This is a genomic window from Bradyrhizobium ivorense, assembly GCF_900696085.1.
Lineage (GTDB): Bacteria > Pseudomonadota > Alphaproteobacteria > Rhizobiales > Xanthobacteraceae > Bradyrhizobium > Bradyrhizobium ivorense.
This window is the reverse complement of sequence record NZ_CAADFC020000006.1, coordinates 23,024-45,137: the sequence shown is the minus strand read 5'-3', so window position 1 is coordinate 45,137 and position 22,114 is coordinate 23,024. Positions and strand designations below refer to the sequence as shown.

The following is a 22,114-nucleotide window of genomic DNA, read 5'->3' as shown; positions in this document are numbered from 1 at the left end:
CGAGCGGCCGGAAAAGGCGGCCTGCATCTGGTATGGCCTTGCCATCACGTTCCTGGAGCTCGATCGCGCGAGTGATGCATTCGCGGCGCGCCTGCAGCCGCCCGGCGTCGCCAACGGCGAGCCGGTCGCACTGTTCACGACCAACTGCCCGATATACCCGATGGCGCAATACGGCATCCAGAAGATCGGCGCCACTGCCTCGCCCTCCGGGCCGCTGAACACGCACCACTCGCNCGCCTATCAGCTCGACGATCTCGGCGCGCGCGTGATCGTCGCGGCCGAACCGCTCTTGCCGGTCGTGGCTCAGGTCCGTGACAAGACCAAGCTCGAGCATGTCTTCGTGGTCCGCTACCCGGACCTGCTGCCCGAGCGGCCGCCGATCGGCGTTCCCGACGAGCTGTTCGCATCCGCCTCCAGGCCGGCCGGTATGGCCGGCGAGATCGAGGACTTCCTCGCCGTCACCGCAAGCGGTGCGTCGCCCCGCGATGTCGCGATCGACATGAACGATACGGCGCTGATGATCTACACGTCGGGCAGCACGGGTCGGCCCAAGGGGGCGATGCTGTCCTATCGCAACGTCATCTTCAAGACGGCCGCGACCGTGACCTGCAACGGGATCGGCGCCGAGGACGTGCTGCTCTCGATCGCGCCGCTTTATCACATCGCCGGCATGGTGATGGGCGTCAATACACCGGTCTATGCCGGCGCCACGTCCGTGCTGCTGTACCGGTTCGATCCGCTTGTAACAGCCCAGGCGATCGACCGCTATCAGGTGAGCTGGTGGTACAGCATCGCGCCGATGAACGTCGCGGTCACGCAGCTCCCGAACATTTCCGACTTCAGGCTGAAAAGCCTCCGCGTCAATCCCGTGACCAGTTTCGGCATCGACTGGACTGAAGCGCTTGCCAGGCAATGGCAGACCGTCGCGTCGAACTGCGAGAGCTTCGAGGCGGCGTACGGGCTGACCGAGACCCACACGGTCGACACCTTCATGCCGCGCAACGCAATCCGCTGGGGCACGCATGGCAGGCCGGTGCCCGGCAACGAGATCCGGATCGTCGATCCCGACTCCGGCACGGTCATGCCGGCCGGCGCCCCCGGCGAAATCATGATCCGCGGTCCAGGCGTATTCAAGGGTTACCGCAATCGTCCCGACGCGACCGCAGAAACGCTGCGCAACGGTTGGCTGCACACCGGCGACATGGGCCGCCTCGATGCCGACGGCTATCTGACCTTCATGGGACGCTTCAAGGAGATGATCAAGGTCTCCGGCTACAGCGTGTTCCCGGAAGAGGTCGAGTCGATTCTGAACAAGCACCCCGACGTGGCGGCGTCGGCCGTAATCGGCGTGCCCGACGCAACCAAGGGCGAGGTGGTCAAAGCCTTCGTCGTCCTGGCCCCGCGTGCCGAACTGGACACCGCCAAGCTCGTGGCATGGGCGCGCCAGAACATGGCGCCCTACAAGGTGCCGCGCGATGTCAGCTTCGTTACCGAGTTGCCGCGCTCACCGGCCGGCAAGCTGTTGCGGCGGCGGCTCAAAGACTGAGGCTGCAGCCAATCTGCCCCGATCGGCCGACGGCGCCAGCCAGCCAGAAATGCCGATCGGCCATGTCCGAAAATCGCTCCCAATTTGGTCCGACAGCACCTTTTCGGGGAATCAATGTCCATGCTGGACATCTCATTTTGCCCCTGGCGATTCATCGATAAAGCGCTAGCTGCAGCCCGCGACATGTTCAGTCACGACGACGGATGCTCGAGCATCAAGTACCAGCGACGTATGAAACGGATGATCGAAGCGCTCAGAGAAGAACTGACGCTGCAAGGCATTGTCGGTCAGGGGACGACCACGGATCTACGGGTGGACATTATCAGCCTGGCCGAAACCGCACTCATGGCGTGTGACTTCGACAAGGTCGCGGACTGACGCGTCTCCTGGGCAGAATGAAAGACTTTTGTTCGCGCGAGCGGCCTTGCTGGCCGCCAAAGAACCGACACACAGACCCTCGGCAGGTCGGCATTACATTCGGCACAATCAATGAACGACGCGCACGAAACCGTAGTTTATCGCGCGCCATCGCGCAAAGGTGTCAGTCAATCCGTATTTATGTGTAAGCTGTTTTTCATTCCAAAGAATGGGAACCAACGGTCCTAGCTACCTGCCCTTGGACTTGTGCCAAGCAATCGGCGTTAGACCTTAATTTGGCCTGCAGTTCACGCTTGAGGACCTTGCCCGCATTGTTCTTCGGCAATCCAGGCAGGAAGCGGTATTCCTTCGGGCGCTTGAAGCGCGCAATCTGCGACAGGCACAATTCGTCCAGCTCGGAAGCGGTCACCTCGTCCCCAGCTCGCGCCACGACGAAGGCCACGACATTCTCGCCCCATACTGGATCGGGCACGCCGACGACCGCGACCTCCGCGACAGCAGGATGCCGCAGCAACACCTCCTCGACCTCGCGAGGATAGATGTTCGAGCCGCCGCTGATGATCAGTTCCTTGGCCCGGCCCTTCAGCGTCAGCAGGCCATCGTCATCGATCACGCCGAGGTCGCCGGTCATCAACCACCCCTCACGTAATGCCGCGCGCGTAGCCGGCTCGTCTCGCCAATAGCCGCTCATCACGACCGGCCCCCGAACCGCGATCTCGCCGCTGCCCGTTCGGCTCAACGATCCGTCCGCGGCTCGTACCGCAATCTCGACGCCGCTTCTCGCGACGCCGACCGACGCAAGGCGACGCTCGAAATCCGGATGCGACGGGTCCAACCAGGCCTTGGACAGCGCTGATATGGTGCAGGGCGCCTCGCCCTGGCCATAGCCGTTCCACACCTTCGGCCCGAGGACATCGAGCGCACGCTTCATGTCCTCGACATAGATCGGCGCCCCGCCGCAGAGGACGGTCCGCGTTTGCGCGATCACATCGTCGTCGAGGGTGGACGCCGTGATGAAGCGCCCGAGCATGGTCGGCGACATGAAGCTCGTGACCGAACCGAACGTTCGCGTCAGGCGGCAGACGTCGTCCGGATCGAAACCCGCCGGATCGGGGATGACGTTTCGCGCGCCCTTCATCACATGCGCCAGCATCAGCAGCCCCGCCGCGTGCGACTGCGGCGCGAGGTGGAAGAAGCTGTCCTGCGGCGATAGGAAGTCGACGTCGGCGAGATAGGAGAGCGTCATCGCCAGAAGGTTCTGGTGGCTCAGCATCGCCCCCTTCGGGCGCCCCGTCGTGCCGCTGGTGTAGAAGACCCATGCGGTGTCGGACGACGAGACGTCAGCCTGGCCGAGCTCCTCGCCGCGCAACTCGTTCAGCGTAGTATCCCCGATCGGCAGGATGCGTGGCACGTGCTGCGAGGGAGCGCACTCTTGCAGCGGGCCGACCTTCTCGATAGCCGTGAAGCAGACCCTGGCGCCGCAGTCGTTGGCGATCGAGGCGACCTCTCGCGGATGCAGCGCGACGTTGACGGGAACGATCACGGCGCCCGCGAACCACGCAGCGAAGATGACCTCGACATATTCGGGGCTGTTGCCCGCCCAGAGCAGGATCCGATCCCCGCGCGCGACGCCCAGTCGATGCTGCAACCCCTGTGCGAGTGTTGCCGCGCGCCGCGCCATCTCACGATACGTCCATACCGGGCGCTCGCCATGAAAGACGGCGGTTTCGTTGCCCTGGCTTCTGGCGGTGTTCGCGAGCAAGCTTGCAATGTTCATCCCTGGCCTCCTGAAGTCCGCTCAGACGCCGAGGATCGTGATCGCCACCGCCGCGGCCTCCACGCCCATCACGCCGCCGCCATTCTCGGCAATTCCGATCCGCGCACCTTCGACCTGACGGGCGCCGGCCTCGCCGCGAAGCTGTGTCACCAGCTCGAAGATCTGTCCCAGCCCCGTTGCGCCGATCGGATGGCCCTTGCTTTCGAGCCCGCCCGACGGATTGATCGGAATGCGGCCGCCGATCCTTGTCGCGCCGGCTTCCGCCAGCGGCCCGCCTTCGCCGAAGCCGCAGAACATCAGGTTTTCAGCCTGCTGGATCTCGCCGAACGCCGTCGCGTCATGCACCTCCGCCAGCGAGACCTCGTCGGGGCCGATCGAGGCTTCCTCGTATGCCTTCCGCGCCATCAAATGTGCCGTGTCCAGCATGTAGTCCTCCGCCCTGCGACGCCCGCCCGCAGCGAGCACGCTGGCGCGCACCTGTACCGCCCGGCTCCGACTGAGCTTCGCCAACGCCGCTTGCGAACACACGATCGCCGCCGCCGCGCCGTCGCTGACCGGCGAGCACATCGGCAGCGTCAGCGGCCAGGCGATCATCCGCGCCGCGAGCACCTCGTCGACCGAGTACGGTTGCCGATACTGAGAACGCGGATTGGCGACGGAATGGGCGTGGTTCTTCGACGAGACGATCGCGAGCTGCCTGACGGTCGTGCCGAACTCGCGCATGTGAAATTTGGTGAAACCCTGGTAGACGTCCATGAAGACGCTATGCGGGCCGGTGTCCTGAAATTCCGGTGGCGTTTCGATCCCCTCTCCGAGGGCAAGCAGCGTTGCGGTCGAGCGCTCGACGTCGTGGACGTCCCATGAGCCGTTGAAGATCGCGGCACTGCGCGCCTTGTCCGGTCCTGACATCTTCTCGGCGCCGACCGCCAAGGCCACGTCGGCAAGCCCGGCCCTGACGTGGGCGACCGCGAGGTAGAACGCCGTGGCTGCGCTCGCGCAGGCATTTTCCGCGTTGACGATCGGAACCGGTCGAAACGGGATATCCATCAGCGCCAGTTCGCCCCTGATGGAATGCTGACCCTCCATCGCGCCCTGCCCGGCATTGCCGAAGAAAATGGCGTCTACCGTCGCGGGATTGCATCCCGCATCTGCCATCGCTTCCAGCGCCGCGTCCGACGCCAATGAGCGGACGGTTTCGCCGGAATGGCGTCCGAAACGGGTCATGCCGACGCCGGCTATATAGACTGTCATGGCCCTGATCTCCAGCAGACGTGGCGCTCTTACGCGGATTTGCACGAGAGGCCGCCGTCGACCGGCAGCAGCGCGCCATTGACGTATTTCGCCTCGTCCGACGCCAGGAACAGCGATGCATAGGCGACATCCCAAGGCGTTCCCATCTTGCCGGTCGGACACATCGCGTCGCGCGCGGCAACCATCGCATCAAAGGATCCGTACAATGCTCGATAAGGCTCGATCACCATCGGCGTGTTCATCAGCCCGGGCAGCACGGCGTTGCATCGTATGCCCTTTGCCGCATATTCGACGGCGATGGTCTGGGTGAGATGGTTCACAGCGGCCTTCGACGCGTAGTACGTGACCGACGACGCCCCGAGCCAGCGATTCGACGCGATCGACGAGATGTTGACGATCGCGCCGCCGCGCTGCGCTGTCATGATCGGCAGGACGCGCCGGCAGGTCAGGTAGAAGCCCTTGATGTTCACGGCCATGACCCGGTCCCACGTCGCCTCGTCGGTTTGCTCCGGCCCGCCGATCTCGAGGATGCCGACATTGTTGTGGAGAATGTCGATGCGTCCGTAGGTCTCGATGCCGCGCGCGACCGCCTCGTTCACCGCGGCGGACACGGCAATGTCCGCGTCGAGCGCGATCGCATCTCCGCCCTCGCCGAGGATCAGGTCCTGCGTCCGCTCGGCGGCCCGGCGGTTGCGATCGACGCAGATCACGCGGGCGCCCTCTCTCGCGTAGAGCACCGCGGTCGCATTGCCATTGCCCCAATCATCGCTGACGCAGCCTGCGCCGAACACCAAAGCGACGCGCCCCTCCAGTCGTTTAGTCATTGCCCCCTTCCTTTCCCTGAGGTCGCGACATCAAGCCCGCAGCTTGCATTTGCTGTCCGCCTCCGGCCGAAACGACTGACTGGCCGGCGAGGTCGCCACGATCTTGAGGTAGTCCCACGGCTTCCTGGATTCGGACGGCTTCTTCGCCTCGACGAGGTACATGTCCTTGTACATTCGCCCGTTCTGGCCGATGCGGCCGGGCCTCGCGTAGAAGTCACTCACTTCATTGTCTTTCATCCAGCGAACGGCATCGATTCCGTTCGCGCCCGCGGCCTGCACGGCCTTCAAGTAATGAGTGACGGCGGAGTAGAGGCCAGCCTGCACATCATTTGGCATCCGTTTCATTCGCGCGAAGTATCGCGTCGACCATGCGCGGCCCTCCTCGTCGGCATCCCAATAGAACGACGTCGTGAAGAGGCTGCCTTGCGCCGCTTCGAGCCCGAGCGCATCGATGTCGGACAGGAACATCAGGAGGCCGACGAGACGCTGACCGCCGGAGACGAGGCCAAATTCCTGCGCCTGCTTGATGCTGGTGACGGTATCGTTTCCGGCATTGGCGAAAGCGACGATCTTGGCTTTCGACGCTTGCGCCTGCAGCAGAAAGGACGAGAAATCGGCGGTGCCGAGCGGCGCCCTGACCGCGCCGCGGATCTTGCCACCGCTCGCGGTGACGACATCGCCGACCATTTTCTCCATGGCGTGTCCGACACCGTAATCGGCCGTCACGAAGAACCACGTGTCACCGCCATTGGCGATCGCGGCCTTGGCGGTGACGTTGGCGATTGAATAGGTGTCGTAGACATATTGGATGCCGGTCGGTGAGCACTCTTCGCTGGTCAAGCTCTCGATCGCGGCGGTTCCAAAAATCGTCGCGATGCCCTTCTCTCTCGTCACGTGCTGGACCGCGAGCGCGACCGACGAGGTCGGTACATCGAGAATTGCGTCGACCCCCTCGAGATCGATCCAGCGCCGCGCGATTCCCGCGCCGGTATCGGGCTTGTTCTGATGATCACCGGTCACGACCTCGATCGGCAGGTCGCGTACCCGTCCGCCAAAATCCTCGACGGCCATGCGGACGGCCTCAACCGAGCCCGGCCCGCCGATGTTTGAATACGGTCCCGACATATCGGTCAGCACGCCCAACCGCAGCGGCTTGGTCCGTGCTTGCGCGCGCGCGGGCGCTCGGGCACCGAAAATTCCCGCGGCGCCAAGGCCGATACCGGCCTTCAAGACTGCACGCCTTGCTATCCTGTCCTTCATTGCTCCCTCCCCTATTCGCGGCCAGCGGCCTCAGACCTTGCTCTCGTCCATGGAGCCTCGATTGCACAGGCCGGGTCTCTGTTTATTGGCGAAGACGGTGCCTTGCTGACGACGATCACATCAGTTCCTGCGCAACCGCGCGCAGGATGATAGCGCGCGCCTGCCTGCCCTCCGGCGTCGGCATCCCCGCATAATTGTGTGGCTGGCCCTTTCGCAGATGAAGCTCGACCGGCACGTCGGCCGCGCGCGCCTTTGCGGCCAGCGCGATGCTGTCGGGGTAGAGCAGGTCGAGTGTGCCGGAGAACACGATCATCGGCGGCAGGCCGTGGAAGTCGCCGTTCAACGGACTGACATAGGGATGTGCGACACCGAGATCGCCGGCATAGAGACGACCGGCTTCGCGGATGCCTGGAATATCCTGCACCGGATCGCGCGCGGCGATCGCCACCTGCTCGGGCCGGCTGATCGACCCATCGAGCCCGGGCGAGATCAGCACCAGCCCGTTCGGCTGGCGATGTCCGGCATCTCGCAGCCATTGCGCTGCGGCGAGCCCCAATCCGGCCCCCGCCGAATTGCCGACCACCGTAACCTTCGCGGGAGCGACGTCGTCCAGAAGCTGCCGCAACAGCTCACCCATGACCGGCACGACATCCTTCGCCGTGGCGTGGGGGACCAGCGGATAGATCGGGACGACGCAACGCACGCCCGCAACGCGGGTCAGGTGGCCAATGAAGCGCCAATGGGCGCGAACGATCTCCTTGATGTAGCCGCCACCATGCAGGAACACCACGTAGTTGCCGGCATCGGGATTTGCCGCAGGCACGGTGAAGTAGATCGGCCTTCCTGCGACATTCTTGAGGGTCACCTTGACGCCACGGCCGAGACCCGTCGGTTCATGGGAAGCCGGCCGGGATGCTGCAGCGCGCACATATTCCTGCACGGCAGCCGCAGACGCGGTCCGCTTCTTGATCGGCAGAAGCCGAAGCAGAGCAACGATGCAGCGGCTCTGCCAGCTCGGCCCAACATCGTCCGGCTGCAGTGCCTGCGCAGGCAATTGATCCTCTGCAAGCTGCTGAGGCGCAATGCACGTTCTATCCAAGGCAGCTTCCTCCTCGCGCCGCCAACTTCCGGGTCGATCGGCGCTGTCCACTCCTCCCACGGACGATCGGTTCGGTTAATGTCGAAGGCTGCCGAATTCTTGATCGTTTCTGCCAATCGCGCGGCGACTGCGTCCAATCCATGCCGCGCGGACCCGCAACCAAGGCTTTGACTTGCAAAGCCATTTGGGTTCACTACGGCGCAGGGAGATGCGCATGAGGCTCGAGTCATTTGCCGCAATCCGCCTGCCGAACCAGAGCGCGCGGATCATGCGGTCAGTCATCGAGGCGGCCGGCCTGGCATGGAGACCGCTGCTGTCGGAAGCCGGCATCCCCGCCGACATCACGGATGACCCCAATGGCGTTGTGTCGGGCGCGCAGGAACTGCGCCTCCAGGAAGTCTTCGTGCAGGCCACCCGCCATATGCCCGGCGCCTGGTTTCGGACGGGCCTGCAGTACCGGCTGATGGGATATGGACCACTTGGTCTTGCCGTCTTGGCAGCGGACACCTTCGGCGCCGGGCTGCGGGTCATGACATCCTTCCTGGCGCTCACCTATTCCCTGATGCAGTACACGCTTGTTGAGGAGGCCGGCGAAGTGATCGCGGTCGCGGCCGATGACACGCAGGTGCCGGCGGACTACCGGGAATTCTCCCAGGAGCGGGCGCTCGGGTCCGCCACCCAATTCCTCAACGACATGGATCCCGGACTCTCGCCGATCCTGCGGATCGAGACCGTGCTCGACTCGGGCCACGGACGGCACGAATGCGAAGCTGTGCTCGGCATCCCCATCGTCTTTGACGCGCCGGTCACCCGATGGATCCTCATGCCGGGCGTCACGCGGGCGCCACTTCCGATGGCCAGCCCGTTGCTGGAAGAGACCTACGGCAAGCTGTGCGCGCGCCTCATCGAGGAAGCACGCGTCAGCGACGAGGTCGTGAGCCAACTTTACGCGCTGCTGGTGCGCTCAGCGCGTCGGTTCCCGAGCGCACCGGAGGCTTGCCGAATGCTCGGCCTCTCCGAACGGACGCTCTATCGAAAGTTGGCGGCTCAACGACTGACCTTCGGCCAGATGGTGGACCAAGTCCGCGAACAGCGTGCGACCTACCTGCTCGACAACACCCGCATGTCGGTCGAGGCGGTGGCAGAGGCCTTGGGCTTTGCCGAGACCGCGAGTTTCTCGCGCGCGTTCAAGCGCTGGAAGGGAATGTCGCCGCTGCGCTTCCGGGGCCGAGGTGCAATGTAAGGCGCGTCGGGCCGATTAACGCGCGCGCCCGCAGGCGCTGTGCCGGCAATATCGAAAACACTCATGTTCGTGGTTTTACGCAGGTGGTGCGCCACTCAGCTCTCAGGTACTCCGTTGCTCGCGGTGATATCCTAATTTGCGATGCGCATTGACTGACCTGTACTAATCAGTCGGCTCCCTTCATGTCATGGCGTCAGGTTCAGACAAAAGGAAATAGCGAACATTAGGGGCGAATTCGGAGCCCGAAAATCAAGAAAACGTCCGTAGAATCATTAAGACATGGCGGAGAGAGTGGGACTCTCACCCAGCGATCTAACGAGAACAGAAAATCCAATGAAATAAGGCTTTTCGACAACCCGGTTTCGGTTGTGTGGCCACCTTTGTGTACCACTTTTTCGGCGACTTCAACCGCCATTAAGCGCGCCATATCGCCCTTCGAAATGGAGTGAGATGCGTGCTCGCCATCACGTTCGATGTCTCATGGGAAGGGACGGGGCAGCGCCCCAGCAAGGCCGGGATCGAACCTTGGCGCGCCTATGCCCCGGCGCAACTCAACGACCTACGGCTTAGGAAACCGTTTCCTGCTAAACAATATCAATGGTTTAAGATCACTGTGTTGCAAATGTGTTGCGCATGGCTTTTGCCTAAGAGGCGAGAAGACATTCCCACTGAGATCTCATGAGCTTACCAAGTGGAAAGCCACTAATGTGGTCGCGGCAATGCGAGACGCGCCCAAACATCGACCATCGCCTCAGCGAGCACAATTGTCGTCGTGATAGGGCGTCGGCGTGATGCGCACCGCTCGGTGCCGCGCGGGACGGTCGGATAGTTGATCGGCTGCACATAGATGCCGTACTCGTTGAGCAGGAGATCACTCTCTTCCTTGCACTTCTCCGGATCACCCATCAACGGCACAATGTGCGTCTCACTGGGCATGACCGGCAGGGCTGCTGCATTGAGCACGGATTTCACTCGTCCGCGCTCCTGGTGGAGATCACGCTCCCATTGCGAGGACTTGAGGTGCGGGATCGCCGCGGTGGCGGCGGCGCAGACCGCTGGCGGCAATGCGGTTGTGACGATGAATCCCGGTGCGTAGGTGCGCACCGCATCGATAACATCGGCGCTTGCCGCGATGTAGCCGCCCAGGCAGCCGAATGCCTTTGTCAGCGTGGCCCTCGACGACGTCGATCGGTGCAACGCACCTTCCCGCCAGGCGATTTGCGGCGGGGGTAAGGAATCGACAAGACGGGAGGTGCGCCAACTCCGATATGCCTCAGGACGAGGGCCGGCTGATGGATTGCCACCAGCACTTGGCCCCGACTGAGGCAGGAGATTGGCCATGACCACAAATCCATCAATGCGGACCCGACGAAGCGTTCTTATCACTGCAACTGCAGCCACTGCCATCGGCTTGCTTGGCGACCAATTGCGCCTAGCGGCTGCACGCGCGGTGAAATCCGAAAGTGTCGGCTCCGTTCGCAGTTCCCCTTATCTTCCCGAAGGCTTTACCGACAGATTCGGCAGCCGCTACATCAACGCCAATGGCGTGCGGCTCCACGCGGTAATCGGCGGCAACGGCCCGCCGCTTTTGCTGGTCCATGGCTGGCCGCAAACTTGGTACCAATGGCGTCTAGTCATGCCGGCACTGGCCCGGGACTTCACCGTCATCGCGGTCGACCAACGAGGCATCGGACTCTCCGACAAACCTGAGGGCGGGTACGACTCGGGCACGCAAGCCAACGACCTCGTTGCCCTGATGGATGCGTTGGGCCACAGGCGCTTTGCGATTGTGGGCTTCGATACCGGCATGGGGATCGCGTACGCGCTCGCTGCGGATCATCCCGATCGCGTAGAGCGACTCGTCGTCGGCGAGGCCATCATCACGGGAGTCACCCACTCGCCACCCTTACTCGTTCCCGGGCCGCTCAACAAGCGGCTCTGGCACATCGCCTTCAACCGGCTCGACGCCAGCGTGAACGAAGCGCTCGTACGCGGGCGCGAAGACATCTACTTCGGTGCGGAGTATGCCCAGTCCGCAGGAACGGCACTGCCCGCCGGCGTCATTAAGCACTATGTCGATGGCCTTGCCTCAAGCCCCGATGCTCTGCGCGGCAGCTTTGGATCGTATCGCGCGATCGATGCCACGACTGCACAGAACGCGGAGCGCAGGACGCGGCGGCTCACTCTTCCTGTTCTCGCCATCGGCGGGGAAAAAGGCCTTAACGAGAGCACGGTAAGCACGATGAAACTCGTCGCGGATAACGTGCAAGGCGTCGTCATTCAGGGAAGCGGCCACTGGGTCGCCGAGGAAGCTCCCGAGAAACTGCTGGCCGCGCTGATACCATTCCTGACCCCATATCGCGATGCGGCTCATTGAGCCATGCAGGAGAAAGAAATGTTTTTCGAGACATTGAAAGTGCGCAACGAAGGCGCGGCTCTGTTCGCCGATATTGCCGCCCCTCCGATGAACCTCCTGGGACCGGAGTTGTGCGCGATCTCGTATCCCTCATCCAGCAAGCAGAGGCTGATAAGGCCATCCGTGTGCTGGTGTTCGCAAGCGCCGACCCAGACTACTTCATTGCCCATGTCGAGGTAACCCGGGTCAAGGAGTACCGCGAGGAAGCCGCGAGGCTGGCTGGCGAAGCATCCATTGGGCTCCTGTTCCGACGCCTGAGCGAAAGCCGCCTCGTCACCATTGCACAGGTCGATGGTCGCGTTCGCGGCGCCGGCAGTGAGTTCGTGCGGGCATGCGACATGAGCTTTGCGGCACGAGAGACCGCGATTTTTGGCCAGCCGGAGGGCGGGTTTGGGGTCATTCCAGGTGCGCGCGGCATCCAGCACCTCACCCGCCTGATGGGACGCGCGCGAACGCTCGAGGCCATCCTCAGCGCAACCGACTACGACGCTAACCTCGCCGAACGGTATGGCTGGATCAACCGAGCGCTACCTGCGTCTGACCTTGGCGGGTTTGTCGCTTCACTCGCGCGTCGCATCGCGGACTTCCCCGTCGCAAACCTTGCCGTGGTCAAGGAGCGGGTCAATGCGATCGGCTCGCCTCGGTCGACGAGTTTCGCCGCGACTCGAACCTCTTTGGCGAAGGCGTCCAGAACCCGGGGGCACAACATCGTATTCAAGTTGCGCTGAAGCGCGGCTTCCAGACCAGACAGGCCGAACTCGATCTTGCCGGCATGCTTGGCGGCCTTAGCTAATCAATCCGTGAACGGAGACGTCATCATGTTCGCGAAACAGGACGTGCGCTTTCCTGCCGAGGGCGGGATCACGCTTTCCTCGTGGTTGTTCTTGCCGACGCAAAACGCTACCCGCCTTCCAGCGGTCTCAATGGCCCATGGCTATGGGGGCACCAAATATCACGGCATCGAGCCCATGGCCGAAGCCTTTGCCGAGGCAGGGTTCGCGGTGCTGCTACATGACCATCACGGCTTTGGCGATAGCGGCGGCGAGCCAAGACACGACATCAACCCGTGGCAACAGATCGGCGACTGGCGGCGCGCCGTTTCCTATCTGCAGGACCGCCCCGAGGTCGACGAAAGCCATGTGGGCGGGTGGGAAACGAGTTTCGCGGGCGGTCATGCCATCGTCCTCGGCGCGACCGACAGGCAGCTCAAGGCGGTGGTGTCCCAAATCCCCACAATCGATGGTCATGCCGCCGGGCTGCGCCGCGTTGCTCCGGAAGCAGTCGCGGCCCTTGAGGCGCAGTTTGCAGTAGACGAGCGCGCGCAAATGCGGGGCGAGCCGCCGGCGACCCAGGTCATCGTTAGCGATGAAGTTGGCAAGATCTCTTCCTACAAGGCCGCTGACTGTCGACTTCTACCTTCGTCCCCTCCCGGATGGAGTTTGGGAGAACAACGTGACCGTGCGCTCGACGCGGTGGGCGCGGATGTACGCTCCAGGCGATTTCGTCGAGCGGGTGTCGCCCACCCCCCTCCTGATGCTGGGTTGCCGATCACGACCAAATTGCTGTCACCGATCTCGAGCTACAAGCATACGAGCGCGCGCTGGAACCCAAACGCCTTGTGATGATCAAGGGCGGCCACTTCGACCCATATCTCACTGAATTCGAGACCTCGTCGCACGCCGCCGTTCAGTGGTTCAAGGCTCATCTTTAATAGGACGCACCTCATGAAACGGATTGTTCTCGCAGGCATTGCAACTGGGGTTCTTGCCGACGCGATTGCGTGCATGGCTTCCGCCTATGGGCATGCCGACAGTAAGGCTTCACCAATTTACGGAGTCAAAATCCCGCCAGGATACCGCGATTGGCAATTGATCTCGGTCAATCATCTGGCGGGGAACAAGTTGAAGCAAGTGCGCGCGCAGCTTGGCAACGAAATTGCCGTCAAGGCATTCCGCGAAGGTAAGCTTCCGTTCCCGGACGGCGCTATCATTGCTGCGTTGCATTGGAACGAGACGTCGTCTGACGAAAACAACGAGGTTCTGGCTACAGGCTTTCCTGGCGCAGGCTTCCAGTCTTTCGTTGCCGGCCCCGCCGAGAATATTCAGTTCATGGTGAAGGACTCGGGGAAATACGCCGCGACCGGTGGATGGGGATTCGCCGATTTCAAGGACGGTAAACCTGCAAGCGAAGCGGTGCACAAGACATGCTTCTCCTGCCACGAGCCAGCCAAGGACCGCGACTTTGTCTTCACTCATTACGCACGTTGATACCCATACTTCCAGCGTGGAACACAAAGCTATGGCTCATTTGACATACGACAAACAGATCACGGCACTGCTGGTGATCGATCCGTATAACGACCTTATTTCTGAGGGCGCGAAGGTCTGGGATCGTATCAGCGAATTCACACCCCTGGCCGGGGAGATCGTGGCGCTCGAACATTGGTGCTCCAGCCGCTTTGCCAATACAGATCTGGACCTACAGCTCGAGAAGCACGGTATTCATCAGCTCATCGTGATCGGACTCATAGCCCATACTTGTGTGGAAGCGACGGTGGTTTCGCGGCAGAACTCGGCTACGAGGTCACGGTTGTCAGCGACGGCATCGCGAGCTACTCGGATCGAGAGATGCACGCCGCGCTGGAGGTCACCATGCCGAACTACGCCAGTGCGATTGTGACCACGAGAGAGGTTGTTGTAGCCATCTCATCACTCTGAGCTGGACATTCACTCAACTCCGGCCTGTCGATGGACCCACTACAGGAGCCTTACACCATGTGGGCAGGCGACGTGCCAAAGCGATGACGACCGACGTCTTGCCGATGCCAGCCGGATCGTATCACATCCCAATCTGCTGAAGTTCAGGGGATCGGTGGCCAAATCGGGCGCGGTTCGCGCGTCCGTCTCCGTTCACGACAAATACGCCTCAGGCTCCCGCAAGCTCGCCGGCACCATCGGCCACGGCACGTGGAGCGGTCGCGCCGGCCGCTCCTTATGCTCGGGGGTATTGGACTGCTCAACGCAACTGAGCGTATCCATGGCAGGGCAGCCGATCAAAGTTCGGCGAACCCTCCATCGACAACCATTTCCGATCCAAGCATGTAGCTCGACGCATCGCTGGCGAGGAACAGGACGGCAGAGGCGATTTCTTCCGGCTTGCCGAGCCGTCCGAGCGGTATCAGCTTGCTCGCGCCTGCGAGATACTCGCGGAATTCATCTTCAGTCTGTCCGGGATGCTCGGATCGGCCCACGCCCCGAAGGATGGGTGTCTCTATCAGGCCCGGACTGACCGCGTTGACGCGAATGCGCCGGCCAAGGAGTTCGGCCGACAAGGTGCGCGCGAACGAGCGAACAGCTGCCTTCGAAGCCGAAAGGATGGCACGACCGGGAACACCGACCTGATTCAACCAGGCTGTGTTCAGGATGATCGAGCCGCCCTCGCGCATGACCGGTTCGACCGCCTGAATCGAGAAGAAAACGGACCTGACATTCGTGTTCATGAGGCCGTCGTACTGCGCCTCGCTGGTGGCCGCCAACGGCGTGACATAAGCTACACCGGCATTTGCGAAGAAGACATCGAGCGCGCCGAAGGCTTGCCGCACGTCCAACGCCATCTTTTGAAGGGCGTCTCGGGAGAGCACATCGGTCTTCAGTGTCAGCACATCGCCGCCGATGAGCTTGCGCGCCCGCTCAAGAGCGGCGGACTCGCGGCCTGAAATGGCGATCCGCGCACCATTGGCTTGGAGCAGCTTGGCCGTGGCGAAACCGATGCCCGAGGTCCCACCAGTGACGAGCGCAGTCTTTCCGTTAAGCATGGAACTCTCCCAGTTGTTCTCGGCGGTCAGAACGAGCTGCGGCTCTTGCGCCACGGCAACTGCCGTAGTTCGTCGGCAAGAGCCCGGACAGCGGACGCTCCAAAGCGACGCACCCAACGGTCGAGCCAGTCCTCGCTTTCCAGGAAGAACTCCCAGTCGCTGATGACTGCGGGCCTCATCAGCAGAAACGGTACGGGTGGTGTGAACGGCCTGAAGCTGGAGCTGTGTATCGCTGTCGCTTCATTGCGCTCGTAGAAGGCTCCCAGCACAAGTCCATCCTCCACGTACGATGGAACTGCAAGATGCTGCAGGACGTCGTCAAACAGATCCCTTGCACGATCCGACGCCAAATCGGTGAAGACCAGGACGATCGATCTGTAGTGTGCGTCATGGCTGTTCGCAGACTGAGCTTCCATGAATAGCTTCTTGTAGTTCTTCACGAGCTGGACGACTTCTGGCACGCTCAGCTTGGCGATCCGCTCGGGCGCGAGCCAGATCGTCTTGCGCTCGCGGGCCGCGGGCACGAAGGGACACACCGCACCGTCGTGGCCGAGATCTTTGTGAGGCCTTGCCACGAAAGTCCTGATCCAGTCTGCGACGGCTTGAAGCGCGGTCAGATCGCTTTCCGCGAGCGTCCTCGTCATGGACAAGTAGTCGAGATCGTCGAGGGCGAAGAGATTGGTGTTCTGTGTTGGCAAGAAGTTGACTGGCGCGGAGCCAGCCGCGGCTGCGTCAAACGTGTCGACGTGAGTCATGACATTCTCCATTTGTTGAATGTGGGATCGCGGTTTTCAGATCGATTGGCGAAGCGGCCTGAACGCGGCGCGAAGTTCGGAGGAGAAGAGCTCAGGCTCCTCCCAAGCCGGGAAGTGGCCGCCCCGCTCAGCGTCGCGGAAGTAGATCAGATTGGGAAAGGCGCGGCGCGCCCAAGTCTCCGGGGCTCGGAACAGATCGTCGTTCGGGAACGTCGTGATGGCCACCGGCAGAGTAATCGTGTCGGTCTTCTGCGCGGCCGCACTGATCAGGTTCTGATCGCGGTTCTCCCAGTAGAGCCTCGCTCCTGAGGTTACCGTGTTGGTCAGCCAGTGAAGTGAGAAGTTGTCGAGCACCTCATCCGGGGTGGGCGCCTGCTTGGGATCCTTGCCGTACGTCCACTTCCCGAACCCTCCATGGACGAGCATCCACCCCGCAAGGCCGGCCGGAGAGTCGGTCAGGCCGTAACCGACTGCCTGTGGTCGCGCGCTCATCATTGTCAGGTATCCCCAGCCGCCGCCCTTGATGAACGACTGCATGGCGTCGAACTCGGCGCGCTCCTTTGGGGACAGTCCCGCAGGCGCGGGCCCGCCGCTGACGATCGCGTCAGCCGCATCGGGCGGGAAGACCGCCGGCAGATTGGTGTGAATGCCGAGCAATCCCGTTGGGGCCTGCCGCCCCATCGCCTCGACAACGCCGGCGCCCCAGTCTCCGCCCTGCGCGACGTAGGTTGTGTAACCGAGCCGCTTCATGAGCATGTCCCATGCGCGGCCGATGCGCTCCACGCCCCAGCCGGTCTCGGTCGGTCGCGACGAGAAGCCGAACCCTGGTAGCGACGGGATCACGACGTCGAAAGCGTCCTCTGCCTGACCGCCGTACGAAGTCGGATCTGTGAGCTGACCGATGGGCTTGATCTGCTCGAAGACCGACCCGGGCCATCCATGCGTGATGATCAGCGGCAGTGCGTTAGCATGGCGGGAGCGCACGTGTATGAAGTGGATATCGACGCCGTCGATCATAGTCTTGAACTGCGGCAAGGCGTTCAACTTTGCCTCACCCTTGCGCCAGTCATAGTCGGTCGCCCAATGGCGGACCAATTGCTGGAGCTTTGCGAGTTGCGCACCTTGCGTCTGATCGACGACCGTCTCCTTGTCGGGCCAGCGGGTCGCTGCCAGGCGCCGGCGAAGATCGTCGAGTTCATCCTGCGGGACCTGAACCTTGAAGGGACGAATGCCATCCCCCTCCGCGCCAGATGCCGAATGTTCTGGAAGCAAGCTGGCGACGCCAGCCACGGCAACTCCCGCCGCGATGCCGGTTAGAATACTACGACGACCGATATCGATTGTTTCGGGCTTATCAACCTTAGTCACGACTGGCTCTCCTGCTTGAAGGATCAATGTGCGGAGCAACGTCAATCTCCGCTCGTCCTTGAAGGTAGGAGCCTCGCCAGACCATCCACTAGCTGGTAAAGTCGGGATTTACCGTGCAAGTATTTGGACAGCGACCATGGATGCAATCACGGTATTCGTGAAGGTCGTGGAAGCAGGCAATTTCTCCGCCGCGGCGAGACGCTTGGGCATGCCCAAGACAACGGTCAGCGCCAAAGTGGCGGGATTGGAAAAGCGCCTCGGCGTCCGTTTGATCCAGCGCAACACCCGCAAGCTCCGGATGACCGAAGCGGGCGACGCTTATTTCCAACACTGTGCGATCGCAGTCCGCGAGGTCGAACAAGGTGAAGCGGCGCTTCAGGTCTCGAAATCCAAACCGTCCGGTATCCTCAAGGTTACGGCGCCAGTGGACGTAGGGCACGCTATTCTGCCTCGTATCGCGCGTGCCTATGCGGCGAAGTGTCCGGACGTTTCACTCCGTTTCATCCTCACGAACCGGATCGTCGATATAGTTGAGGAAGGTGTCGACCTTGCTATTCGCTTTGCTGGGGCGCTGAAGGACTCGTCACTCATTGCTCGGCGTTTCACCGAAATAAGTTCGGACCTGTGGGCCTCGCCCCAATATGTGAAGCGTTTAGGCAAGCTCAGCCATCCGCGCGACCTGGCTGATGCAGAATTCATAAAGTACCTCTTCCAAAAGACATCCGTGACTCTCACGAACGGGAAGTCGGACTTCGAGGTTGTAATGAAGGGACGGGTTCAGGTCGATGACGTAGAACTGTGCAAGTCCCTCGTCGTGTCGGGAGAAGGTATGGCATGGTTGCCGGATTATCTGACCGCAGACGCGGCGAAAGCCGGCAAGCTAGTGAGGGTCCTGTCGGAATGGCGTACGAAGCAGCAGCGGCAGGCGACCCTGTACTTTGTCTATGCCGGTCGCCAGTACGCACTGCCGAAAGTGGAGAGCTTTATCCAAACCGCCTTGGAACAGGTTCAACCCGGAAAGTGAGCGATCGACGTCGGCAACCGGAAGGACTGCGACCTCGAGCTTCATGGCGAGCCGTTGGGAGTTGCGAGTCTCCAGTAGAGTCTTTTCGTCGGTCTTGAGATTGCTATGGGTTCGCTTCCATTCGTACGTTCGTGCTGTGTTGACGCCTCAAAGCTCGGCGAACCCGCCATCGACGACCATTTCCGATCCAAGCATGTAGCTCGATGCATCGCTCGCGAGGAACAGGACCGCAGCCGCGATTTCGTCGGGCTTTCCAAGTCGCCCGAGCGGAATCAGCTTGCTGGCGCCTGCGAGATACTCGCAAAACTGGGCATCGGTCTGACCGGGATGTTCGGATTGGCCCACGCCCCGAAGAATGGGCGTCTCGATCAGCCCTGGACTGACCGCGTTTACGCGGATGCGCCGGGCGAGCAGCTCGGCGGATAGCGTGCGGGCGAAGGATCGTACCGCCGCCTTCGACGCCGACAGGATCGCACGACCGGCCACCCCGACCTGGTTCAACCAGGCCGTATTCAAGATGATGGAGCCCCCCACGCGCATGATGGGCTCGACCGCCTGGACCGAAAAGAACACGGATCTGACATTCGTGTCCATGAGCGCGTCATATTGCGCCTCGCTCGTGGTCGCCAGCGGCGTCACATAGGCCACACCGGCATTCGCGAAGAAAATGTCGAGCGCGCCGAAGTTCTGCTGCACATCGGAAGCCATCTTTCGGAGGGCGTCGCGAGATAGCACGTCGGTTTGCAGCATCAGCAGGTCTCCGCCGATGATTTCACGCGCCCGCTCAAGAGCGTCCGTTCCGCGGCCCGTAATGGCAACACGCGCACCGTTGGCGCGCAAGAGCTTTGCGGTAGCGAGGCCGATGCCCGATGTGCCACCAGTAACCAGCGCGGTCTTCCCGTCTAGCATTGAATTCTCCGATCGTTTGGGCTGTTTGATTTCCGGAAGCGAGATTCCTGTCGTCGACCCGGCGGCCTACTTGTGGTGGCCGGCGTGGCTCGTTTTTTCGTGTTCGGGCACGATGAATTTCAGTGTCGTCGTCTGGCCAGGGAAGACGTTGTGGTCGGCATCGACCAACGCGATCGTCACCTGGTGCGGACCAGCAGGCAAACCGGCGATGTCGACAGTGTTGTTGTCGCTCGCGTCCGCCCACCACCACGGCAGGTCATCGACGGTGATGTGAAGATGGCCGATACGGGGCGACACTTGGCGCGCGCCGGCCCCGAACACCTGGACAATCCGGACGTTCTCCACTCGATACTGCGCCCAGAAGACGCCAATCGCCAACCCCTCGGGAAGCGGGGGATCGACGATCAGCCTGGGAGCGGGTTCGTTTTCGACGGCGACGTATGGTGAAGCCCCGCGGATTTCCCTCGCGTTTTGGGCTGAGGCGTCGGCTGCGAGCACTGCGCAGGACGCGATGGCTGCAGCAAGGATCTTGACGTGAGTCATGGCACTACCTTCCTCTAAAGGTGCAGCTTCGGAGTTCTTCGGATCGATGGACGAAAGTTGGTGAGCTAATCGCGCTTTGCGCGCCACGGCTGGCGGCGCAGTTCGTCGGCAAGCGCATGGACCGCAGAACCCTGAAAGCGGCGCGCCCAGAGATCCAGCCACTGTTCGCTGTCCAGAAAGAACTTCCAGTCGCTAACGACTGCTTGCCTTATCAGCAGGAACGGCACCGGCGCGGTGAACGGTCGAAAACTGGGATTGTAAATTGCAGTCCCTTCATTGCGTTCGTAAAACGCTCCAAGCACCAATCCGTCTTCCGCGTAGGATGGCACGGCGAGATGCTGCAGCACGTGGTTGAACACGGACTTCGCACGTTCTGCCGACGGATCGGTGAAGACAACGACGACTGATTTGTGGACTGCGTCGCTGTCAAAGGGCTGAGAGTCAAGGAAGAGCTTCTTGTAGTCGCCTATGAGCTGGACAATATCTTGCACGCCCCGGTCGGCGATCCGCTCGGGAGCGAGCCAGAGGGTCATACGCTCGATGGCCCGAGGAACGAAGGGGCACACGGGCCCCGAGCGGCCGAGTTGCTTGTCGGGTTTGGCCACGAAGCCATTTATCCAGTCTGCGACCGCGCGAAGCGCGTTTCGATCCCGTTCAGTTAGCTCGCTCGTCCTGCCGACGTCGTTGAGATCCTCGGGCAGGAAGAGATTGGCAGTCCGTGCCGGGAGGGACCGTCCTGTCGAGCCTCGAACCGTCCTCGCGGTTTCCGCGAGGGCGCTCGCAGCGAACGTCATGCAAGCCGCGACCGGGGCAGGGGTTTTGAGGGTCACTTCGTATCTCCTCTTGATGAGCTATGAGCTGGAGATAGCGGCGTCGCGCGCCCCGATCTTGTCGATTCCTTACCTGCTGCACAGAAGTGTGAAGACGGATCGCTATCCCTGTCACCTCGACAAGGAGCTGATGCGGTCATACGTTCGCGCCATTGCCCATTTTGTTTGAGGAATTGGATTGCACGGATGGCCGACCGGCTACCGAACGGTAACCAATCGATTGCGTGGTCCGACGACTCGTTCGCGGCCACAGAATTTCTGTTTGCCGATTATCGCGACTTCGTGTTTCCTCTCCATGTGCATGAGACATTCGCGATTGGCGTCATCGAAGCCGGTGGACAGCACTTTCAGCCGGGGCGGTCACCATCCCTGATCATGCCTGAGGGAACGCTGTGCACGATTGATCCCGGCGTCGTGCATGAAGGAAGGCCGGCAACCGAACGAGGTTGGCGGTACCGAATGTTCTATCCCTCTCCTGCACTCGTTGCGGGCGCACTGGAAGAGCCACGCCGCCTTGCCTCAAGTGGAGAGTGGGGTATTGGACAACACGTCATCGGCGATCACGAGCTCTATCGCGAGTTCGTTGCTCTGCACGTTTCGTCGCAACGCAAAGAAACCTTGTTGGAACGGCAAACACGCATCGCTGTCTTTCTTCGACGACTGTTTGCACGTCACGGCAATTTCGTGCCTGTAGCGAGGCGGGCGAGAGCGGCTCCGCGCACGGTGGCCCTCGTTCGCGACTACCTTCACGCCAATGCCGAAAGTCAGGTCAGTATCGCCGACCTTGCGCAGGCTGCAGGTGTCTCCGGTACACAGGTCATTCGAGCCTTTTCGGCAGGAACTGGCATGCCGCCACATTCCTACCTCGTCAGCTTACGGGTTGAACGGGCAAAGGCGCTGCTGAGATCGGGAATAGGTTTGGCCGAGGCGGCGCTCGACGCAGGATTTTCGGACCAAAGCCAGTTTACGCGCCATTTCAAAAGACTTACGGGGGTGACTCCCGGCCGGTTCGCGGCGGAAATGTCATCGGCCAGGTAAGGAATCGACAAGACCGGGTTGGCCGCAGGTACCACGTTG

General features: G+C 61.9%; 20 protein-coding genes and 2 pseudogenes. 10 read left to right on the top strand and 12 right to left on the bottom strand.

The window, feature by feature from the left end; all coding sequences use genetic code 11:
- The first annotated feature begins 25 nt into the window (after positions 1-25).
- Together CI41S_RS10295 and CI41S_RS10290 are read left to right on the top strand one after the other, a co-directional pair.
- The gene (locus CI41S_RS10295) at positions 26-1,546 is read left to right on the top strand and encodes an AMP-binding protein (RefSeq protein ID WP_430650013.1); all 1,521 of its coding nucleotides are present in this window, start codon (positions 26-28) and stop codon (positions 1,544-1,546) included.
- A 120-nt stretch (positions 1,547-1,666) separates the two neighbouring features.
- Positions 1,667-1,924, top strand: a complete 258-nt coding sequence (locus tag CI41S_RS10290; protein WP_139858850.1) for a hypothetical protein — start codon at positions 1,667-1,669, stop codon at positions 1,922-1,924.
- A 196-nt stretch (positions 1,925-2,120) separates the two neighbouring features.
- On the opposite strand, the gene CI41S_RS10285 is transcribed toward CI41S_RS10290, so the two are convergent.
- The 5 genes from CI41S_RS10285 to CI41S_RS10265 all read right to left on the bottom strand — a co-directional run bounded on the left by CI41S_RS10285 (position 2,121) and on the right by CI41S_RS10265 (position 8,090).
- Positions 2,121-3,701 (bottom strand): class I adenylate-forming enzyme family protein, encoded by a 1,581-nt coding sequence (locus tag CI41S_RS10285; RefSeq protein WP_139858849.1) that lies wholly within the window; start codon positions 3,699-3,701, stop codon positions 2,121-2,123.
- 21 nt (positions 3,702-3,722) lie between these two features.
- The gene (locus CI41S_RS10280) at positions 3,723-4,952 is read right to left on the bottom strand and encodes a thiolase family protein (RefSeq protein WP_139858848.1); all 1,230 of its coding nucleotides are present in this window, start codon (positions 4,950-4,952) and stop codon (positions 3,723-3,725) included.
- Between the two features lie 29 nt (positions 4,953-4,981).
- Complete coding sequence (locus CI41S_RS10275; RefSeq protein WP_139858847.1) at positions 4,982-5,776, bottom strand: SDR family NAD(P)-dependent oxidoreductase; 795 nt, start codon at positions 5,774-5,776, stop codon at positions 4,982-4,984.
- A gap of 30 nt (positions 5,777-5,806) precedes the next feature.
- The gene (locus tag CI41S_RS10270; protein ID WP_139858846.1) at positions 5,807-7,036 is read right to left on the bottom strand and encodes an ABC transporter substrate-binding protein; all 1,230 of its coding nucleotides are present in this window, start codon (positions 7,034-7,036) and stop codon (positions 5,807-5,809) included.
- 115 nt (positions 7,037-7,151) lie between these two features.
- Entirely contained in the window at positions 7,152-8,090 is a 939-nt protein-coding gene (locus CI41S_RS10265; protein WP_244626464.1) for an alpha/beta fold hydrolase, read from the bottom strand.
- Between the two features lie 259 nt (positions 8,091-8,349).
- On the opposite strand from CI41S_RS10265, the gene CI41S_RS10260 reads away from it, so the two are divergent.
- Complete coding sequence (locus CI41S_RS10260) at positions 8,350-9,378, top strand: helix-turn-helix domain-containing protein (protein ID WP_172627980.1); 1,029 nt, start codon at positions 8,350-8,352, stop codon at positions 9,376-9,378.
- A 702-nt stretch (positions 9,379-10,080) separates the two neighbouring features.
- Here CI41S_RS10260 and CI41S_RS10255 read toward each other — a convergent pair.
- A pseudogene (locus tag CI41S_RS10255) lies at positions 10,081-10,596 on the bottom strand (aminotransferase class I/II-fold pyridoxal phosphate-dependent enzyme); the annotation flags it as partial.
- A 121-nt stretch (positions 10,597-10,717) separates the two neighbouring features.
- Between CI41S_RS10255 and CI41S_RS10250 the strand changes: the two are divergent.
- From CI41S_RS10250 to CI41S_RS10230, 5 genes and pseudogenes are all read left to right on the top strand, one after another.
- Positions 10,718-11,755 carry an alpha/beta fold hydrolase gene (locus CI41S_RS10250; RefSeq protein WP_244626463.1) on the top strand — a complete coding sequence of 346 codons (1,038 nt, stop codon included), beginning with the start codon at positions 10,718-10,720 and terminating at the stop codon, positions 11,753-11,755.
- Between the two features lie 110 nt (positions 11,756-11,865).
- On the top strand, positions 11,866-12,522 hold the full coding sequence (locus CI41S_RS10245; protein ID WP_172627979.1) for an enoyl-CoA hydratase/isomerase family protein: 657 nt from the start codon (positions 11,866-11,868) through the stop codon (positions 12,520-12,522).
- Between the two features lie 90 nt (positions 12,523-12,612).
- The gene (locus CI41S_RS10240; RefSeq protein ID WP_210242637.1) at positions 12,613-13,416 is read left to right on the top strand and encodes an alpha/beta hydrolase; all 804 of its coding nucleotides are present in this window, start codon (positions 12,613-12,615) and stop codon (positions 13,414-13,416) included.
- 102 nt (positions 13,417-13,518) lie between these two features.
- Positions 13,519-14,061, top strand: coding sequence for a cytochrome P460 family protein (locus CI41S_RS10235; protein ID WP_139858842.1), 543 nt, complete (start codon positions 13,519-13,521; stop codon positions 14,059-14,061).
- A gap of 31 nt (positions 14,062-14,092) precedes the next feature.
- Positions 14,093-14,511, top strand: a pseudogene (locus tag CI41S_RS10230) (cysteine hydrolase family protein).
- Between the two features lie 335 nt (positions 14,512-14,846).
- On the opposite strand, the gene CI41S_RS10225 reads toward CI41S_RS10230, so the two are convergent.
- Genes CI41S_RS10225 through CI41S_RS10215 form a run of 3 tightly spaced genes read right to left on the bottom strand, consistent with a single transcriptional unit; the run spans position 14,847 to position 17,731 of the window.
- Complete coding sequence (locus CI41S_RS10225) at positions 14,847-15,608, bottom strand: SDR family oxidoreductase (protein ID WP_139858841.1); 762 nt, start codon at positions 15,606-15,608, stop codon at positions 14,847-14,849.
- A gap of 26 nt (positions 15,609-15,634) precedes the next feature.
- A complete protein-coding gene (locus tag CI41S_RS10220; protein WP_139858840.1) occupies positions 15,635-16,363 on the bottom strand; it encodes a DUF6875 domain-containing protein in 729 nt (242 codons plus the stop codon).
- Positions 16,364-16,399: 36 nt separating this feature from the next.
- Positions 16,400-17,731 carry an epoxide hydrolase family protein gene (locus CI41S_RS10215; RefSeq protein ID WP_139858839.1) on the bottom strand — a complete coding sequence of 444 codons (1,332 nt, stop codon included), beginning with the start codon at positions 17,729-17,731 and terminating at the stop codon, positions 16,400-16,402.
- A gap of 136 nt (positions 17,732-17,867) precedes the next feature.
- Between CI41S_RS10215 and CI41S_RS10210 the strand changes: the two genes are divergently transcribed.
- Positions 17,868-18,755: a LysR family transcriptional regulator gene (locus CI41S_RS10210; protein ID WP_139858838.1), complete on the top strand. Its 888-nt coding sequence runs from the start codon at positions 17,868-17,870 to the stop codon at positions 18,753-18,755.
- Between the two features lie 147 nt (positions 18,756-18,902).
- On the opposite strand, the gene CI41S_RS10205 is transcribed toward CI41S_RS10210, so the two are convergent.
- The 3 genes from CI41S_RS10205 to CI41S_RS10195 all read right to left on the bottom strand — a co-directional run bounded on the left by CI41S_RS10205 (position 18,903) and on the right by CI41S_RS10195 (position 21,037).
- The gene (locus tag CI41S_RS10205; RefSeq protein ID WP_139858837.1) at positions 18,903-19,664 is read right to left on the bottom strand and encodes an SDR family oxidoreductase; all 762 of its coding nucleotides are present in this window, start codon (positions 19,662-19,664) and stop codon (positions 18,903-18,905) included.
- Between the two features lie 66 nt (positions 19,665-19,730).
- On the bottom strand, positions 19,731-20,207 hold the full coding sequence (locus CI41S_RS10200; protein WP_139858836.1) for a DUF6130 family protein: 477 nt from the start codon (positions 20,205-20,207) through the stop codon (positions 19,731-19,733).
- Positions 20,208-20,272: 65 nt separating this feature from the next.
- Positions 20,273-21,037 carry a DUF6875 domain-containing protein gene (locus CI41S_RS10195; protein ID WP_139858835.1) on the bottom strand — a complete coding sequence of 255 codons (765 nt, stop codon included), beginning with the start codon at positions 21,035-21,037 and terminating at the stop codon, positions 20,273-20,275.
- A 186-nt stretch (positions 21,038-21,223) separates the two neighbouring features.
- On the opposite strand from CI41S_RS10195, the gene CI41S_RS10190 reads away from it, so the two are divergent.
- The gene (locus tag CI41S_RS10190; RefSeq protein ID WP_139858834.1) at positions 21,224-22,075 is read left to right on the top strand and encodes a helix-turn-helix domain-containing protein; all 852 of its coding nucleotides are present in this window, start codon (positions 21,224-21,226) and stop codon (positions 22,073-22,075) included.
- Positions 22,076-22,114 lie beyond the last annotated feature (39 nt).

What these genes read in the sequence shown, in the direction of transcription:
- CI41S_RS10290 (WP_139858850.1), top strand. Translation starts at nt 1,667, where the DNA reads ATGCTGGACATCTCATTTTGCCCCTGGCGATTCATCGATAAAGCGCTA.
- CI41S_RS10285 (WP_139858849.1), bottom strand. Translation starts at nt 3,701, where the DNA reads ATGAACATTGCAAGCTTGCTCGCGAACACCGCCAGAAGCCAGGGCAAC.
- CI41S_RS10280 (WP_139858848.1), bottom strand. Translation starts at nt 4,952, where the DNA reads ATGACAGTCTATATAGCCGGCGTCGGCATGACCCGTTTCGGACGCCAT.
- CI41S_RS10275 (WP_139858847.1), bottom strand. Translation starts at nt 5,776, where the DNA reads ATGACTAAACGACTGGAGGGGCGCGTCGCTTTGGTGTTCGGCGCAGGC.
- CI41S_RS10270 (WP_139858846.1), bottom strand. Translation starts at nt 7,036, where the DNA reads ATGAAGGACAGGATAGCAAGGCGTGCAGTCTTGAAGGCCGGTATCGGC.
- CI41S_RS10260 (WP_172627980.1), top strand. Translation starts at nt 8,350, where the DNA reads ATGAGGCTCGAGTCATTTGCCGCAATCCGCCTGCCGAACCAGAGCGCG.
- CI41S_RS10250 (WP_244626463.1), top strand. Translation starts at nt 10,718, where the DNA reads ATGACCACAAATCCATCAATGCGGACCCGACGAAGCGTTCTTATCACT.
- CI41S_RS10240 (WP_210242637.1), top strand. Translation starts at nt 12,613, where the DNA reads ATGTTCGCGAAACAGGACGTGCGCTTTCCTGCCGAGGGCGGGATCACG.
- CI41S_RS10235 (WP_139858842.1), top strand. Translation starts at nt 13,519, where the DNA reads ATGAAACGGATTGTTCTCGCAGGCATTGCAACTGGGGTTCTTGCCGAC.
- CI41S_RS10225 (WP_139858841.1), bottom strand. Translation starts at nt 15,608, where the DNA reads ATGCTTAACGGAAAGACTGCGCTCGTCACTGGTGGGACCTCGGGCATC.
- CI41S_RS10220 (WP_139858840.1), bottom strand. Translation starts at nt 16,363, where the DNA reads ATGACTCACGTCGACACGTTTGACGCAGCCGCGGCTGGCTCCGCGCCA.
- CI41S_RS10210 (WP_139858838.1), top strand. Translation starts at nt 17,868, where the DNA reads ATGGATGCAATCACGGTATTCGTGAAGGTCGTGGAAGCAGGCAATTTC.
- CI41S_RS10205 (WP_139858837.1), bottom strand. Translation starts at nt 19,664, where the DNA reads ATGCTAGACGGGAAGACCGCGCTGGTTACTGGTGGCACATCGGGCATC.
- CI41S_RS10200 (WP_139858836.1), bottom strand. Translation starts at nt 20,207, where the DNA reads ATGACTCACGTCAAGATCCTTGCTGCAGCCATCGCGTCCTGCGCAGTG.
- CI41S_RS10190 (WP_139858834.1), top strand. Translation starts at nt 21,224, where the DNA reads ATGGCCGACCGGCTACCGAACGGTAACCAATCGATTGCGTGGTCCGAC.